The 18739-nt window shown below is 38.4% G+C and carries 10 protein-coding genes; 5 read left to right on the top strand and 5 right to left on the bottom strand.

Going from position 1 to position 18739, the window contains the following annotated elements:
• Positions 1-13: 13 nt before the first annotated feature.
• On the bottom strand, positions 14-982 hold the full coding sequence (locus tag K7G79_RS10475; RefSeq protein ID WP_223551529.1) for a YpdA family putative bacillithiol disulfide reductase: 969 nt from the start codon (positions 980-982) through the stop codon (positions 14-16).
• Positions 979-2193 carry an MFS transporter gene (locus K7G79_RS10480; protein ID WP_223551530.1) on the bottom strand — a complete coding sequence of 405 codons (1215 nt, stop codon included), beginning with the start codon at positions 2191-2193 and terminating at the stop codon, positions 979-981. The genes K7G79_RS10475 and K7G79_RS10480 overlap by 4 nt, the downstream gene beginning before the upstream one ends.
• Before the next feature lie 445 nt (positions 2194-2638).
• On the opposite strand from K7G79_RS10480, the gene K7G79_RS10485 reads away from it, so the two are divergent.
• The gene (locus tag K7G79_RS10485; protein ID WP_223551531.1) at positions 2639-3244 is read left to right on the top strand and encodes a DUF1684 domain-containing protein; all 606 of its coding nucleotides are present in this window, start codon (positions 2639-2641) and stop codon (positions 3242-3244) included.
• 61 nt (positions 3245-3305) lie between these two features.
• Here the strand turns inward: K7G79_RS10485 and crcB are convergent, their stop codons facing one another.
• Positions 3306-3671, bottom strand: coding sequence for a fluoride efflux transporter CrcB (gene crcB / locus K7G79_RS10490; protein ID WP_223551532.1), 366 nt, complete (start codon positions 3669-3671; stop codon positions 3306-3308).
• A 249-nt stretch (positions 3672-3920) separates the two neighbouring features.
• Between crcB and K7G79_RS10495 the strand changes: the two genes are divergently transcribed.
• Together K7G79_RS10495 and K7G79_RS10500 are read left to right on the top strand one after the other, a co-directional pair.
• Positions 3921-5957, top strand: a complete 2037-nt coding sequence (locus K7G79_RS10495) for a dipeptidyl peptidase 3 (protein WP_223551533.1) — start codon at positions 3921-3923, stop codon at positions 5955-5957.
• A gap of 1162 nt (positions 5958-7119) precedes the next feature.
• The gene (locus tag K7G79_RS10500) at positions 7120-10350 is read left to right on the top strand and encodes a T9SS type A sorting domain-containing protein (protein WP_223551534.1); all 3231 of its coding nucleotides are present in this window, start codon (positions 7120-7122) and stop codon (positions 10348-10350) included.
• 95 nt (positions 10351-10445) lie between these two features.
• Here the strand turns inward: K7G79_RS10500 and K7G79_RS10505 are convergent, their stop codons facing one another.
• Both K7G79_RS10505 and K7G79_RS10510 read right to left on the bottom strand, forming a co-directional pair.
• Entirely contained in the window at positions 10446-11261 is an 816-nt protein-coding gene (locus tag K7G79_RS10505) for a T9SS-dependent choice-of-anchor J family protein (RefSeq protein ID WP_223551535.1), read from the bottom strand.
• 519 nt (positions 11262-11780) lie between these two features.
• Entirely contained in the window at positions 11781-13553 is a 1773-nt protein-coding gene (locus K7G79_RS10510; RefSeq protein WP_223551536.1) for a T9SS-dependent choice-of-anchor J family protein, read from the bottom strand.
• Between the two features lie 495 nt (positions 13554-14048).
• Here K7G79_RS10510 and K7G79_RS10515 point away from each other — a divergent pair, with 495 nt between their 5' ends.
• Positions 14049-16523: a MopE-related protein gene (locus K7G79_RS10515; protein WP_223551537.1), complete on the top strand. Its 2475-nt coding sequence runs from the start codon at positions 14049-14051 to the stop codon at positions 16521-16523.
• A gap of 280 nt (positions 16524-16803) precedes the next feature.
• On the top strand, positions 16804-18739 hold a 1936-nt coding region (locus K7G79_RS10520), incomplete at its 3' end, for a MopE-related protein (protein ID WP_255575968.1).

The raw sequence follows: 18739 nt of genomic DNA on the forward strand, positions 1-18739 counted from the left end.
TTAGTTGCAATTTTTATTTATTGCTAAAAACTTGTTTTAAATGGTTTGCTATTAATTTAGCATGAATTCTGCTATTCTCTATAAACCATTTATGGGTTTCCATGCCACCGCAAATCACTCCCGCTAGATACAAACCATTAACATTACTTTCCATAGTATCTTTATTATATACAGGGCGTTTTATACCATCGTTGGAAAGCGAAACTCCAACCTGTTCCAATAGGTCGAAATTGGGTTTGTAGCCAGTGAGTGCGACGACAAAATCGTTGGGCAGGTGTTTTAGACCATCAGGCGTTTTAATAATAACCTCCAAGGGTTTTATTTCAATGATTTCAGCATTAAAATAAGTTTCAATACTACCTTCCTTTATTCGGTTTATAATATCTGGGCGTACCCAATATTTTACCCGATCTCCAATAGTTTCACCCCGAACAACCATGGTAACCTTTCCGCCTTTTCGCCATATTTCCAAAGCTGCATCTACCGACGAATTGCTAGCGCCAACCACAACCACATCTTGCATGCTGTAAGGATGGGCTTCTTTGTAATAGTGGGTGACCTTTGGCAGGTCTTCACCTGCAACACCCAATAAATTGGGAATATCATAAAACCCTGTAGCCAAAATCACTTTTTTACATTGGTAGGTACTTTTGTTAGTGGTTATAGAGAAATGGTCATTGTTTTTTTGTAACTGATTAACTGTTTCATACAAATTGATTTTAATGGTATTGGAAGTGGCGACACGGCGGTAATATTCTAAAGCCTCATCCCTGTTGGGTTTAGGGTTTTTACTTATAAAGGGAATGTTATCGATTTCCAACTTTTCGGAAGTTGAAAAAAAGGTCATGTTTTTAGGATAGTTAAACAACGAATTGGTTAACGCTCCTTTCTCTATGATTAAATAATTCCAATTGCTTTTTTCGCACTCCAAGGCACAGGCTATCCCAATGGGACCACCACCAATAATTATGACATCTATCATTCCTGTTTTAGCTTAGATAATTTAAGATTTCGTTTTAAAATGAATAATAAAAATACACAAACACCACCTATTAATGTAATAATATGCCAAGTATTGCTAAACCCCAATTTATCCACCATTTGTAAACCTGCATTATGTCCAAAGATGTGGGCTATGGAAAATGAAATCGAGTATAAGGCCATATATTCCCCTTGATTTCCTTTTCTTGCCCGTTCTATGGCAAAGGCATTTGAAAAAGGAAAAGCAATCATTTCTCCAAATGTCATGAGCAACATACCTATTACCAAAACACCAACCCACGAGGTAAAATTGAGTACCAAAAAACTTAATGCAGTTAGTATGGCTCCAAAGAGCATCAGTCCTGTCTTGGAACACTGTGTGTTTTCTAGCCATTTTATTAGAGGCATTTCAAAAATAAAAATAACGAAACCATTTAGTCCCAAAAGCATGCCAATCTCCAATTCGGTTAAATGATGGGCTTCTTTATAGTATAAGGGCATGGTTGAAAAATATTGCAAGAATATAACACCAAACAATACCATGGCCCCCAAAAATATTAAGAAGGACTTATCCTTATAAGCCGATTCTGGATGTTCAACTTTTACTGCGTCTAAAACCTTAGTTGATTTTGGGTTGAGTACAATTATTAAAACAACAGTAGCTAAAATACAGGTAATACCATCTACCCAAAACAATCCAGCATAACTTAATGTTGTTATAATAATACCACCAATCGCAGGTCCTGCCGAAAATCCTAAGTTTATGGCAAGGCGTATTAAAGTGACCGAGCGTGTTTTGTTTTCTGGCATACTGTAGGCGCTTAGGGCAACAAATATAGCTGGGCGAAACATGTCGGCAACCAGCATGACCAAAAAGATACCAACACAAAAAAGTACAAAGGTATTTGCAAACTGTAATGCAATAAATAAAAATCCCGTTCCTAATAAGCTATATGCCATGACTTTGTAATAACCAACCCGATCGGTTAGTTTGCCCCCTAACCACGATCCCGTAACCGAACCCAATCCAAAAGCACTCATGATCCAGGCTACGTTACTATGGCTAAAGTTTAGGCTTTGGGTTAGATAAAGTGATAAAAACGGAATGACCATAGTACCCGCTCTATTAATTAGTGTAATAAGCGCTAACCACCATACTTCCCGAGATAATCCGGAAAATGTGTTTAAGTAATTTTTAATTAGTGTTTTCACACGTTTAAATTTTAATAATTGTTTGATAATGTGTTAATTATAAAATTGAGAACGCGTGCAACCGCTACGCTCTCACATTAAAAATTTTAAACATTCCTTTCTGTGAAGAAATTTATAAAATTTGTTAATGTTCGTTTCATTAGTGTTGGTTTCTATTTCTTGAGTTCCCGAAATAACGTTTCGACTGTGCTCAAAGCGATAGTTCGGGGTTCATTTGATTTATGAATTTCATTAAAAACAAAAAGTCCGACGCTGACGTCGGACTTTTACATATTGTAATATCTTAAGTTCATATCACCACAATATACTAGCCCAACCCGCATCCTTTAATGAGGTCCATTGCTTTTTGTAAATTGTGACGGTACAACGCATATTTTCTTTTTTAACAACCCAAAACTATATAAAATATTCTTAAGTTGTACTTTTGAAATGAAATTTTTTTAAAATGAAGCATACCATAACACTAATACTGTGTGCTGTCTTTTTGGTAGGATGCGCTCAAAAAAAACGCCCCATACAAGGGGAAACAGAGTTTCAGAGAGAGTTAAATGCTCAATATAAAGATGCATCAACGTCTCCCCTAAAAGAAGAGGATAGAAAAAGCTTTACGGGGTTGGACTTCTTTAAGTTTGATTCAATTTATGTGGTTACAGCACAATTCATACGCACACCAAATGAAAATCCCTTTAAAATGAAAACCACTACCGACAGGTTACCTGTTTATGTGAAGTATGGGGAATTGCTATTTAGTTTGAAAGGTGAAGATTTTAAATTGAATATTTATCAAAATCAGGGATTGATTGAACAAGAAGGCTATGAAGATTACTTGTTTTTACCTTTTTTGGATGAGACCAACGGCTTGGAAAGTTATGGTGGCGGTCGTTACATCGATGCCAGAATCCCCAAAGATGATACTATGGTAATCGATTTTAATCAGGCGTATAACCCGTATTGTGCCTATAATGATATATATTCCTGTCCCATTGTGCCTCGCGATAATTACTTAAGAACTCGTATAGAAGTTGGAGTTAAAGCATTTAAAAAGCATTAATGTTTGTTATTGGTTAATGTTTGGTTGTTTAGTGATACATTAACCATCTTCCATATCGAAATCATTTGACCAAAAAGATTCCCAAAAACACGGCAAGAAACCCTACGATAAAGCTGCCCACTGTGTAAATGGCAAAGCTTGTAAAATCGCCAGCTTTTAAAAATACATGGTTTTCGTAGGCAAAGGCAGAAAAGGTAGTAAAGCCTCCACAAAACCCCGTGGCCAACAACAGTGTTTGGCTTTGTGATAGGGTATTGTTTTTGGCGGCTAAGCCTAAAATAATGCCAATCAATAAACTCCCTAAAATATTTGCTGCAAACGTACCGTAGGGTATGCCAGTTGTGGAGCTGTTTAATTGTTTACCTATAAGGTATCGCAACACGCTACCAAAACCGCCGCCCAAAAAAACCAATAAGAGATGCTTCATCTAATTTTAAAATACAATTTTAGGGCAGGAAAGGTTTTCAATTTAGATTTTCCCGCCTTTAAATTTTAATCAAAATCAAAGATAGTCATTTCTATTTTTTTGTTAAGAAATGATTACATTAGCTGTCTCAAAATTAAAGTATTAATAGTTTAAATGGTGTATTTTAAGTTATTATGTAATTATGATAGTTCAATTTAAAGAATTATTGAATAATAATCATTCATTTCACCAAAACAAAAAATGATAAAAATGAAGTTGAAACCGATCCTAATCCTGTCTTTAGCAGCCTTACTTTCTATGTCCTGCGGAAAAGAAAAAACTGAAAACAAAACGGAGTCAGAATCTCAAGTGTCTCAATCGTTGAGTCACAATGTAGACCAATTTGCCGACATTAAAATTTTACGTTATGATATCCCTGGCTGGGAGCAACTCAGTTTAAAGGAACAAAAACTGGTTTATTATCTCACCCAAGCAGGGTTGTCTGGTAGGGATATAATATGGGATCAGAATTACAGACATAACCTAGCCATTAGAAAGGCTTTGGAACATGTTTATGTGAATTATAAGGGCAACAAAACATCGCAAGACTGGAAGGCTTTCGAAACCTACTTAAAACGAGTTTGGTTTAGTAATGGTATACATCACCATTATTCGAACGACAAGCTGAAACCCAACTTTTCTTTAGCGTATTTAAAGCAGTTATTAGCTGAAACAAATACCGTTTTAGAAGATGAAATTTTAAATGTGATTTTTAACGATTTTGATGCTAAAAAGGTTAACCAGGCTAAAGATATTGATAATGTAGCAATGTCGGCGGTTAATTTTTATGGCCCAGGGGTTACCAATGCCGATGTGGAGCATTTCTATGCGGCCAAACAATCGCCCGATCCACAAAGGCCTTTATCGTTTGGCTTGAACTCGCAATTGATAAAGGAAAATGGCGAGTTAAAGGAACGGGTGTATAAATCGGGAGGACTGTACGGCGAGGCTATCGATGAAATTATAAAATGGTTGGAGTTGGCAAAAGGTGTAGCCGAAAACCAAGCCCAAGGCGAAGCCATAGACCTGTTGATTCAATATTATAAAACAGGCGATTTACAAATTTGGGACGATTATAACGTGGCATGGACAAAAGCCACGGAAGGCAACATAGATTACATCAACAGTTTTATTGAAGTGTATAACGACCCAGTGGGTTATAGGGGTTCGTATGAAACCTATGTACAGATCAAGGATTTTGATATGTCCGAAAAAATGGCCGTGCTCTCAGAAAATGCACAATGGTTTGAAGATAATTCACCCTTAATGGATGCACATAAAAAGAAAAATGTGGTTGGTGTCACCTATAAAGTGGTTAATGTAGCAGGTATGGCAGGAGATGCGCACCCCAGTTGTGCTATTGGGGTTAACTTACCCAATGCCAACTGGATTCGTAAAGAAGTAGGTAGTAAATCGGTGTCCCTTGGAAATATTGTAAATGCCCATAATAATGCCGATGGCGGTGGGCGTTTAAAGGAATTTGCCCACGATGCCGAAGAAATTGAGTTGGAAGAGAAATACGGAAAATTAGCCGATAAGCTGCATACCGCTTTACATGAAGTGATTGGGCATGCTTCGGGCCAGTTAAACCCTGGTGTTGGCGAGACCAAGGAAACCCTAAAAAATTATGCCTCTACCATGGAAGAAGGTCGCGCCGATTTGGTGGGACTGTATTATCTCTATGATGCTAAATTACAAGAGCTTGGTTTGGTTGAAGATTGGAAAGCGGTGGGTAAGGCTGCTTACGATGAATATATTAGAAATGGACTAATAACACAGCTTATACGATTGAATTTAGGAGATGATGTTGAAGAAGCCCACATGCGTAACAGACAATGGGTATCGGCTTGGGTTTATGAAAAAGGCCAAAAGGACAATGTTATAGAAAAGGTTGTTCGTGATGGAAAAACCTATTTGAATATTACCGATTACGAAAAATTACGCATACTTTTTGGCGAACTGTTAAGGGAAACCCAGCGCATTAAATCTGAAGGCGATTATGCTGCAGCCGAAGCTTTGGTAGAAGGTTATGGCGTAAAGGTAGATCAAGCCATCCATGCTGAGGTATTGGAACGTAATAAGCAATTTAAGTCGGCACCATATAGTGGCTTTGTAAACCCTATTTTGGTTCCCGAAACCAATGAGGTAGGTGAAATTACGGCCATTAAGATCTTACAACCCGAAAGTTTTGTAGACCAAATGTTGGACTATAGTAAAAACTATAATTTTTTACCCGAAGTGAATTAGGTAAGGGCATATTTATTTTTCGTCATTGTGATTCGCCCATAGGCGAAGAAGCAATCTCCATTTGGGTCATTGCGAGACATTGGGGAAGTCAATGTTGTGGCAATCCCATGAATGGGACAGTCATGGCGAGTGTCATACTGAGCTTGTCGAAGTGCAGCGAAGCCATCCCATTAATAGGAACTCCAAACAAACAGACTGCTACGTCGCCCAAATAGCTTTGGGCTTCTCGCAGTGACGTCATCACGAGGCACGCAGTAACGAATTGATCTCCTTATAATTAGTTCAGTACTCCCAATAGGAGACTGCTTCGCTCACTGCGCTCGCTCGCAGTGACGGTTGTGTTATTAATCAGGGTTCAGTTCTTTTTATTGACGCTAAACACCAAGAGAAAAAAGTTAACAAGGATTAGCAAGCTGATGATAAGTATGGTTTTCACAATTCGGATTGATTAAGCTATTCAATAGATGCAGGGAGGAGTAAAAGGTTGCGTGTTTTTTGTTATTAACTTATTTTGGTTAAGTAATACTGCCGACTTAGACTGCTTATTAACGTAACAGGCAAAACAGAAATTGCCTAGCCATCAAAGTTTTAGAAAATTGAATTTTAGAATAGGTATAAAAACCAAGAGCCAGAAAAGTGTCAAGAAACCTAAAACATAAAATCAAAAATTTGGAATTTTAAAACTCAATACCTCCAACCTCAAACTTAGAATATAAAATCTGAAATTGGAAAACTAGAAATAACTTCCTTAACACCATGACGGCTAAGTTTATCTAAAACACATAACTGATTGATATTCAAATTTATGTAATAAAATCGTCTCCTTTTTTCCTTGCTTTAAAAAGGGACTTTTAGTCTACAAAAAGAGAAATTTTGTAGTTTATCGATGATAATTACGACTTAACTAATTTTCTCACTTTTATGCTAAAGATTAAAATTAAATAGTTAAATTTACTTGTCTTGCGGTAATTGCGAGATTTTCTCCTATTGAAAAAATGCATTTGATTAATAGCACTATTAAATGCCCTTTACTACCAGATAACTTGTATTACCTTGTTATGTGTTTTATCGTTTAGATAAGATTCGTAAACCCCTCATTCTACGACCTTCTCATACCTTGTTATGTTAACATGTTTATTAATTAATCTTAAATGTTATGTTAATGTACAAAATTACCAAACAACAACAAATCAACAACCTTCTGTGTTGTTGGTTGAATCTTAAGAAATTATTTAAAAGTATAAGCGGCTTGTCCGTACTTATGCTTTTTTTGTTATCTGCTTCCAACTTAGAAGCACAATGCACAATAGACAATCCAGGTGATGTTATTATTTGTGAGGCAGTTACACCATTAGGATATCAGTTACCTGCTTTTTCTGGTACTGGTCTTGTAGATCCGAGATATTGGACTGGTCCAGGTGGTACAGGTACTGAGTACATGGAAGGTGATTTAATAGATTTCACTACGACTATGCATATTCGTGATGCATCTGGAGTAGGCGGAGGGTGTGAGGAATCCTTTAGTATTGTATGGATTCCAGAAGGAGCTGGTATATGCATCGATGGTAACCCAGACGATTGGCCTTCTGTTTTAAATAATGTTGGCGGTTATAATTATGAAGCGGTGTTTATTCAAGATAACACCAGTGCTGATGGCATTAGCAATAATGACACACAATTTACAGAAGGATCTGCAGATGTCAATATAGTTAATGATCCGAACGCTGCCATCCCAAATGGGTGGATTTGGAATCTTGGAAATGCAAACAACAAAGGTGATATTTCAAATGGCGGTGCTGTTTTAATTGGTGATAAGATCTTTTTCTTTGGAGACCGAATCGCCATTAATGGTGATGCCCAAATAGGATTTTGGTTTACGTTAGATGGTATTTCACCTCTACCACTTGAAGGTAAATCTGCTGGATTTACTGGTATACATAAAGAAGGCGATTTATTGGCTTTAAGTAATTTTACCAATGGAGGTGGAGAAGTGAATTTAAGACTTTTTAGATGGGTTGATGACCCAAATGATGCTGTTTATGATGGAATACTTCCTGATCCTGTGAGAGCACCAGATGGTGATGAGTCTACAGGTAATTTAAAGTTTTTGGGTGTAGATACAAATGCTGTTGTAAATTCAGTAGAAGTTAGTATACCTACATTTGTAGGCCCTTATGCTGGTTCACAAGAAGTAATACCTCAAGGAGGTCTTGGAGTATGGGATTATGTCGGCAGTACAGGGCCAGGCATTACTCAAGTTCCGGGTTTATATCACGAAGGAGCATACTTTGAAGGGTTTATAGATTTGTCAGGACCGGAATTTCAAGGTGTAGATACCTGTTTTTCAAGTTTTATACTGGAAACTAGAAATTCACAATCTGCATCTGCTTCACAACAGGATTTCATAGCTGGACCATTTGGAGGTGTTCCAGAACCAGAAGATGCAACAGATAGTTTCTGTGAGGAGGACTTCTCCGATACAGCATTGTCTACCTATAATGGTGACGTTATTGGAAATGGCGATTATGTGGAGTGGTACAGTGATGAAGATCATACTGCAGGAATAACCATGACAGGCGTCCTTACAGCTGCTGGTTCGCCTCACACATTCTATGCGTTAGTGTATAATCAACGCGATTGTCCAGCTCCAGCTACGTTGACCATAAATATTGATGCTGATCCAGTGGTAAGTTCTGCGACAGACACGTTCTGTTATGAGGACCAAACGGACAAGTCCTTGAGCGATTATGATTCACAGGTAGGACCAGGAGCTGGTTATACAGTATCATGGTTCAGTGATCCAGCACGTCAGAACTCAGCGACCTCAACCGGAGGAGCGTTAGCAGTTGGTGACACTACCTTCTATGCGACTGTGACTAATGACACGACAGGATGTGATTCGGATACAACATTGGTGATCACGATCAATGCTGATCCAGTGGTAAGTTCTGCGACAGACACGTTCTGTTATGAGGACCAAACGGACAAGTCCTTGAGCGATTATGATTCACAGGTAGGACCAGGAGCTGGTTATACAGTATCATGGTTCAGTGATCCAGCACGTCAGAACTCAGCGACCTCAACCGGAGGAGCGTTAGCAGTTGGTGACACTACCTTCTATGCGACTGTGACTAATGACACGACAGGATGTGATTCGGATACAACATTGGTGATCACGATCAATCCAGATCCCGATTGTACGGCGTCCAATTCATCAGAAGGATCAGAATTTGGTTTATGTGAGGGAACTACGTTGAACTTGTATGTCACCCCTGCTGATACCAATTTGTATACCTATTCATGGACATCGAACGGTAGTGCCAATATTACCAATGCGGATATGCCTAATCCAACAGCTGATAATGTCGCCGATGGGGAAGTATTTACAGTAGTCATAACCAATAAAGTAACTGGATGTGATTCTTACTGTACTACGACTGCCAGATATTATGACTGTACGCCAAATTGCGGAACCGCATTTGCAGTTAGAACGGCAGATGTTGGTGGATTTGATAGCGTTGTAGAAGATGATTCACAAGATACGTATAGTAGCTGTTTTAGAAATGATGGCTTTAAACGCTGGGGATGGACGAATACCATTACAAATTATGGTACCTATACCTATTCAGTTTATAGAGGCGCAGGACGTTGTGATTTGAGCAAAGGCACTTATGTAGGCGATTTAATTGTAGAATATAAGGATGATGGAACTGTTCATTTCTCTTATGATTTATTAACCTGGGATGATGATAAAGATGCCAACACACCAGAAGTTCCATTATATTTAATATCTGAAGTGCATTTATTTGTGGGATGTGATCCATATCCAACTAAACCAAATTCTGAAGAGTGGACTGTTGCACCAGGTCAATATCCATATAATGCGAATATACCAGATGGTACCTATCACTCAGGTTGGCAGGCAACTAAAACTGGAGTAACTGGATCATTCTATTTCATTGCACATGCTGTGATTTGTGACAGGGACATACCTTATCCTGATGATATGCATATCCCTGGTGAGAAAAGGGATTATGATGAAATAAATTTAGAAGGTAATTCATCCTTTATGGATACACAATGTACAGTAGATACAGGTGGTTGGGGTAAACTTGAAGATAAGAAAGTAAGTTTTACTGCCTATCCGGTGCCATTCCAAAACGAGGTGAATATTGGCTATAAGTTTGAATATGACACCGATGTTAAAATTGATGTTTACGACATAAAGGGTGCTCTAATTAGAGAAGCTGAAAACACCAATTATGTTAAGGGTACTTACGATAGTACAAAAATAGATCTATCGTATACCGATGATCAAATGTATTTTGTAAGGTTAACCACCAAAGAAGGTACCTTAGTGAAGAAAATAATATCTTCAACCGAGCAACAGTAAAGGAGATAAGATAATTATTAATTAATGTAAATAAAAAGAGCAGCTATTTATGAGTTGCTCTTTTTATTTCGTTAACTTATTGCAAACGGTATAATTTATCGTTTCACAAATTTTATGGTGCCAAAAGTATTGTCAATCTGAATTTTGGCAATATAGATTCCGTTGCTAACATTTGAAAGATTAATTGTTTCTTCATTATTGGACAATTTTATTTCTATAACTTGTTGGCCAATAATGTTATATAGTTTAATATTATTAAACGGGGTATTAGATTTAAGAACTAAGTTATCTGTGATGCTATTATAAAAATGTTTAAAGTTAAATTCAGAGAAATCCTCTGTACTCAAAGCACCAGATGATGCTATTTGAAAATCATCAATATCAATTTCCAGTTGGTCGGTAACACCATAGTGCCTAAAGGCTATGTATACGGTTTGCCCCGAAAGAGAAGAAAGATCAAGGTTTCTATTTGCAAATTCACCACTGGCATCACTACCTTCTAAATTTTCCGTAAACATGACTGAGCTAGAAGTAAAATCAGAAATGGCATTTCCATTAGCGACATATACATAATAGTTTTCCGCATCATATTGCCAAAAAGTAGCTCTAACTTTCCAAGATAGTTCAATAGAACTAGAGGAAGGTAGGTCAATGGCATTTGAGATTATCCAATTGTCAGGTGTAAGAGCCGTACCAGCAAATGATTTTGATTTAAGTCCTTTGTTACCACTTCCATCCATACTGGTAATTGACCACCCTAAGCCATCACCATCCTCATCGATGTAGGTCCAACAACTATTAACAGCAAACGTGTTGCTAAAATCTTCATTTACTGGAAGCGTATTATCACATTGAGCACTTATATTTAAAGTACAGCTTAAAATAAAAATTGAAAGTATTATTTGTTTCATAACGTAATAGGTTGAATTCTAGGTAAATATAATAATAAATGTCATTTAATCGTAAAAACTAGCTTTTTAATCGATGAAATACTTAATATTTTAATAATTTGTAAGTTTATTTGTATAAATTCATTTATGTTTTGTACTTCATAATCTATACATGGAGGTTAGTCCATAGAAAAACAAAAAAACTGTCTAAAAAATAACATGTATTGCATTGTACATATTCGAAATCGCGCCAAAGATTCTGATAAATGAGTTTACCGAATACGAACTCTTCTTAATGTATATGTATCTTATACTGATTGTCCGGTTTGAATCATAATGTTTTTAGTGTCATGCTGAATGCGTTTCAACATCTCATAATATTCATAAATACTGTCCCTTTATATTTAGAATCTGAAACAAGTTCAGATTGATAAAGTATTTTATGATTGATCACGGATATTCAATTTTTTTATTAATTAATCATCCGCTCCTCTAGCTCTAAAAAAAGGCAGTGCTGCTAAATTCACTGCCTTTATAAAATTATTTTATTACGACACGTTCCGTTTTTAAAACAGTGCCATTTTCATCAATTACTTGTAGTAGATATAAACCGTTGGTTATACCGTTTATATTCAATTGACTTTCTTGACCATAAGACGTCGTAATGTCAATGTTTCGAATAGGGTTACCATTAATGGCATTATATAGTTTAAAACTAACATTGCCATTATAATTATCTTTAACATATAACGTATTTGAAGCCGGGTTAGGGTACACTTTAAAAGATGTGGATTCGGTATTAGAACCCAAATCCGTTGAACTTGATTTCGATACTGTAGATTTTGAAGAGACACCGCTGCCCTTGCAATAGGATATAGTGCCTAATGAAATACTATAATTGGAATTATTATTCCCTAAGGCATTGCTCAAACTTACAGTTACATTACTCACATCTCCAGAAATATTAACTGAAGCAGAACTGATCTGGTCACCATAGTAGGTTCCATAAAGGATACCATCATTATAGGTCACGACTACTTTTTCAATATAAAAACCACTTGGTTTCCCTTTTTGTTTATCATTAATATTATTTATCACAAAAGAGATATCTTGGCTACCGATATCAAAACTTAAAGTTGTACTTGTTGTTCCAGATAAAGTACTATTGCTAAAATTTGCTATGCTTGGTGTACAATCACCACTTGGCTCATCCACATCGCAAATACCATTATTGTTAGCATCAACACATGGTGGGGTATTATCATTTGAACAATAGGTAACATCACTTAATGCGATACTTATAGTTTGGTTGGATCCGCTTAGGCCATTGTATAATTTTATACTAATAGAATCGGCATGACCTGGAATGTTTATCGGTTTAGAACTTATATTTAAACCACTGTATGTCGTTGTATAATCTCGTGTACCATCATTATAGGTTACATCTACCAAATCGATATATTGAGTGCTTCCTTTCCCTTTGGTCTTGGCTTCAAGTCCACTAATGGTAAAGGATATATCCTGACTATCGGCAGGTAAAAGCATCGACGTTTCACCAGTTCCAATCCCAGAATAAGTTAAGGTATTATTGGGAACAGAAAAGCTTTTCGAAAGTTGATTGCAATTTCCATTAGGGGTGTCATCACAACCATCAGGAGTACCGTCTCCATCACTATCTACGGTATCGTCATAACCAGGACAGTTATCATTAGTATCGCAAACACCATCATTGTCACTATCGGTACAGCCTCCAGATCCAGTAACTGAAAAATCATCAATATCAATTTCCAGTTGGTCGGTAACACCATAGTGCCTAAAGGCTATGTATACGGTTTGCCCTGAAAGAGAAGAAAGATCAAGGTTTCTATTTGCAAATTCACCACTGGCATCACTACCTTCTAAATTTTCCGTAAACATGACTGAGCTAGAAGTAAAATCAGAAATGGCATTTCCATTAGCGACATATACATAATAGTTTTCCGCATCATATTGCCAAAAAGTAGCTCTAACTTTCCAAGATAGTTCAATAGAACTAGAGGAAGGTAGGTCAATGGCATTTGAGATTATCCAATTGTCAGGTGTAAGAGCTGTACCAGCAAATGATTTTGATTTAAGTCCTTTGTTACCACTTCCATCCATACTGGTAATTGACCACCCTAAGCCATCACCATCCGCATCGATGTAGGTCCAACAACTATTAACAGCAAACGTGTTGCTAAAATCTTCATTTACTGGAAGCGTATTATCACATTGCGCATTTAAACCATAAATCCCAAACACAAAAAAGCCAAAAGAAAGTAATATATTTTTCATTATATAATTAGGTTAAATTCGGGATAAAAATAATAAACAATGTCAATTAATCTGATTTTTAAGTTTTTAATCGATTAAATACAGTTTATTTTATGAAAAATGTAAGAATAAAAAACAAATTTTATGATTATTGCTATTAATCAATCCCCAAAAATTATAATAAATACGTTGAAATCAGTGCTTTAGATCTCAACATAAAAAATTATTTCGGCGCAAAACTAAATTTTATTTTGAGTTTTATCGAATGAAATCCAAAAACTTATTAACATTTAGTGTGTTGATAATCAATTTAATATATAAACGGTTACACGTTGTAAGTGAAGAAATATTTAACAGTAGTGGTTTTATTACAAAAACAATCTCTTAAGTTTATGCACCTATAACCTGAAATGATAGCAATGCAGATTATCAATTTTTTGTGTCGTATATCTACTATAGCTGCATTTCAATGATTTATATAATATCTTTAGTTGTATTAACGTAACCCTGATTAAAATGAAGTATATCTACTGTTATATTGTTTTATTGTTATTTATCTCCGTTACCTATGCTCAAAATTGTAATAGTGGTACATTACATAAAACCTATCCAGCTTTAAATAGTGGTTATGAAGAAGAAATAACAACTTCAATTGTACCAGGTGAATATGTTTCCATAACCAATATGCAAACAGATACGTATACCTTTACGTCCTATTTGGTTAGTGATCATGATTATATTACAATTAGAAGAACTTCGGATGATGCTATCATAACAGAGGGCAACTCACCTTTAAATTATACCTTTCTGGCTGGTGATATCCCGGATAACGATATAAAATTAATCATTCATTTGGATAATACTTGTGATGCTACCGATAATGGTAATCACACTGTGACCTTATTGAATGAAACCAATTTACCAACATGTTTCGAAATTGAAAATCCTAAAGTAAGTTATTTATCCAATACCCGCATGGATTTTCATTGGGAGGCTCCTAGTTCGGGTAATGCTCCTGTAGGTTATGAATGGGAAATTGGGTTTCCAAATTTTGCCCCTGGTACTGGTAATGCAGAGGCAAGTGGTTATGCCAATGGAGTTACCAATGCCACAACGGGTGAAGATGCCTTGGATCCCGACACAGATTACGAAGTTGCCATAAGATCGGATTGTGGTTCTGGGGATTATAGTATCTGGTATACTACACCTGTTATAACCACTTTGTCAGCATCTCCACCAACCAATGACCTATGTAGTGGTGCATGGACAGTGGTACAGGAAACGGGAAGGGTGGATGCTGCTGCGGCGATAGGGTTCAATGGATCTGTTCTTGGAGGAGCAGAGACCAACAAGGATGCAGAGATATGCAATGGCAAAAGTGCCAGTGCCCGCGACGATGTATGGTATAAGTTTTTGGCCCAGACCACTGAGGTGACCATTACCTTGGATCCCATGTTCAATGGAAGACTCAGCCTGTTTTCGGGCGACTGTAACGGGTTGACACTTTTGGAATGTAGCGATGTTACTAACAGCTTTGCTACAGAAGAACTAACCCATAGCAGTTTAACGATAGGAACTACTTATTATTTCAGGGTGTATTCCCAGGGGTTTTCAGCCAGTGATCCCAATTTCACGTTGAAATTGTGGTCATCCCAATCGATTACGGATGTGGATGGCGATGGCTATTCAAGCCCTGGTGGCGATTGTAATGATGGCAACGCTTCTATATATCCCGGTGCAACGGAAATACCTGACAATGGGATTGATGAGGATTGCGATGGTGCCGATCTGCTGACGTGGTATCTGGATGCCGATGGTGACACTTATGGCGATAGCAACACTACAACTTTAGCAAATATGCAACCTGCGGATTATGTTTCCGATAATATGGATTGTAATGATGCTGATGCGAATGTCAATCCCGATGCCACGGAAGTGTGCGACGGGATTGATAACGACTGTGACGGGCTTGTGGATGATGCGGATCCCTCTGTTACAGGACAGACCAGGTACTATGTTGATGGGGATGGTGATGGTTATGGTGATGCGAGTGATGCCGGTGCGCTGTATTGTTTCGATCCTGGGGCAGGATTTAGCCTAAGCAATAATGATTGCAATGATGCCAATAATGGGATTTATCCCGGTGCAACGGAAATACCGGATAATGGGGTCGATGAGGATTGCGATGGTTTTGATCTGCTGACCTGGTATCTGGATTCAGATGGTGACTCTTTTGGGGATAGTAACACTACAACTTTAGCGAATACACAGCCTGCGGATCATGTTTCTGATAATACGGATTGCAATGATGCTAACGCGAATGTGAATCCCGATGCCACCGAAGTGTGCGACGGTATCGATAATGATTGTGATGGATTGATTGATGGCAACGATCCCGATGTTGAAGGGCAGACCACCTATTACCGTGATAGTGATGATGATGGCTACGGTGACGCTACCGATACCGTTCAGGCCTGTACTGCCCCTGTGGGCTACGTTACTATAAGCGGTGATTGCAACGATACCGAACCAACCGTTTATCCTGGTGCTTCGGAATTATGCGATGGATTGGATAATGATTGTACGGACGGTATTCCATTGGATGAAAGTGATAGTGACGGCGATGGGATCTTGGATTGTGATGATAATTGTCCGAATATCCCAAACCCCGGTCAAGAAGATACAGACAATGATGGTACCGGTGACGCCTGTGAGGGATTATCTGTAGAAGACATTAATTTCGATAACATACGAATTGAACCTAACCCCTTCAGAACTACTTTAAGAGTACATTTCCCAAGCTATTTTGATGGTAAAAGCATTGGGATTACCCTTTATGATTTACATGGTCGGGTCATTTATAGGCTTACACAAGTAGGTCAGAAAGGGATCCTTAGGATCGAACACTTGTCGCAGTTGCAAAAAGGGATCTATCTCCTTAAAATATATGATGATTTAGAACATACCGTTAAGCAGGTCGTTAAACGTTAATGTGTTGGCTCTTTTTGTAAATAACCGGTTTTAGAGAAGGTCGGTTCAATATCTTCTATTAAGAAGTTGGTGATATGACTGTACGGTTTTCATTTAAACTGTTTTTCATTTTATCGACATTATTTGCTTTTTATCTGTTTTACATGCTCGCGTAATAATTAATAGATACCTTTAATATAGCACCATATCAGTCATGTTATTAGCCTAATCTTATTGGATTTTTGATACTATAATTCTTCCAAGGAATAGTCATAGTTTTAGTAAAGTCAAATAGGATTACATGAAAAAAATTACCTATTTATTACTTATTCTAATATCGGTATGGTCCAATGCCCAGGACTGTAACAGCGTAACCAGTAATGGAAGTTACGCAGCTCAGAACACAGGAGATGTGGAACAGGTTACCGGTTCCATTTATGCGGGCGAGTACCAGACCGTTACCAACATTCTTGCGGAGCAATACACTTTTACCTCGAGTTACCAGGGCAGCACCGATTACATTACCATTAGGGACGACGATGGGAGCACGGTATTGGCTCAAGGGGATACCCCATTGACTTATACTTTTCTATCGGGTGATATTCCGTTGGGTGAGATCCGAATCGTCATACATTTAAGCGATAGCTGTGATGACGATAGCAACACGCACACGGTTACCTTGCAGAAAGTGCCAACATGTTATAAGCCGGAGAACCCATTGGTGAGCTATTTGTCGAACACGAGGTTGGACTTTTACTGGGAAGCTCCTAGTTCTGGGCCCGCACCCGTAAATTATGAATGGGAAATTGGCCTTTCTGGGTTTACTCCTGGCACGAGTACCTATTTTGATAATGGTTCAACTGGGGGTGATACGAGCGCTACTACAGGAGAAGGCGCATTGGTACCCAATACCACCTACCAAGTAGCCATTCGTTCCGATTGTGGATCGGGTGATTACAGTAATTGGCTAATTACACCAAATATAACCACCTTGTCCGCACCTCCGCCAACCAATGACCTATGTAGTGGTGCATGGACCGTGGTACAGGAAACGGGAAGGGTGGATGCTGCTTCAGCGATAGGGTTCAATGGATCTGTTCTTGGAGGCGCAGAGACCAACAAGGAGGCAGAGATATGCAACGGCAAAAGTGCCAGTGCCCGCGACGATGTATGGTATAAGTTTTTGGCCCAGACCACTGAGGTGACCATTACCTTGGATCCCATGTTCAATGGTAGGCTCAGTCTATTTTCAGGAGATTGTAATGGTCTCTCACTTTTGGAATGCAGTGATATCACCAATAGCTTTGATACAGAAGAGCTAACCCATAGCAGTTTAACGATAGGAACTACCTATTATTTTAGGGTCTACTCCCAGGGGTTCTCGGCGAGTGATCCCAATTTCACTTTGAAATTGTGGTCATCCCAATCCATAACCGATATTGATGGGGATGGCTATTCAATGGCTGGAGGAGATTGTAACGATGCCAATAATACAGTATATCCTGGTGCTTCTGAACTCTGTGATGGACTGGACAACGATTGTGATGGGGTTTTACCTAGTAATGAATTGGATGATGATGGGGATGGCTTTTCGCTATGCGAAGGTGACTGTGATGATACGGACAATACTATTTATCCCGGTGCGCCAGAGCTATGCGATGGCAAGGACAACGATTGTGCCAATGGGATAGACGATGGTTTGGTATTTGAAGACTATTACACGGATGCTGATGGAGATGGCTACGGCGATGCCTCGGATACACCTGAAAGTTCCTGCCAGGGGGTTTCAGGGAAGGTAACAAATAATCTGGACTGTGACGATACGGATGATACGGTCTATTCCGGTGCTCCGGAACTCTGTGATGGCAAGGATAATGATTGTACAGATGGCATACCTATTGATGAAATGGACACTGATAGTGATGGTGTTTTGGACTGCAATGACCAGGAGATCAATTCCCCATGTCCACTGGATGTGGATATCAATGGGGTATCCAATGACGATGACAGTGATGGCACGCCCAACTGCCTGGATGGCTGTCCTGACGATCCCGATAAGACCGATCCCGGTGTCTGCGGCTGCGGTACAGCTGAGACGGATACTGATAGTGACGGTGTTTTGGACTGCAATGACCAGGAGATCAACTCCCCATGTCCACTGGATGTGGATATCAACGGGGTATCCAATGACGATGACAGTGATGGCACGCCCAACTGCCTGGATGGCTGTCCTGACG

It is taken from the genome of Aestuariivivens sp. NBU2969 (genome assembly GCF_019931125.1).
Taxonomy (GTDB): domain Bacteria; phylum Bacteroidota; class Bacteroidia; order Flavobacteriales; family Flavobacteriaceae; genus Aestuariivivens; species Aestuariivivens marinum.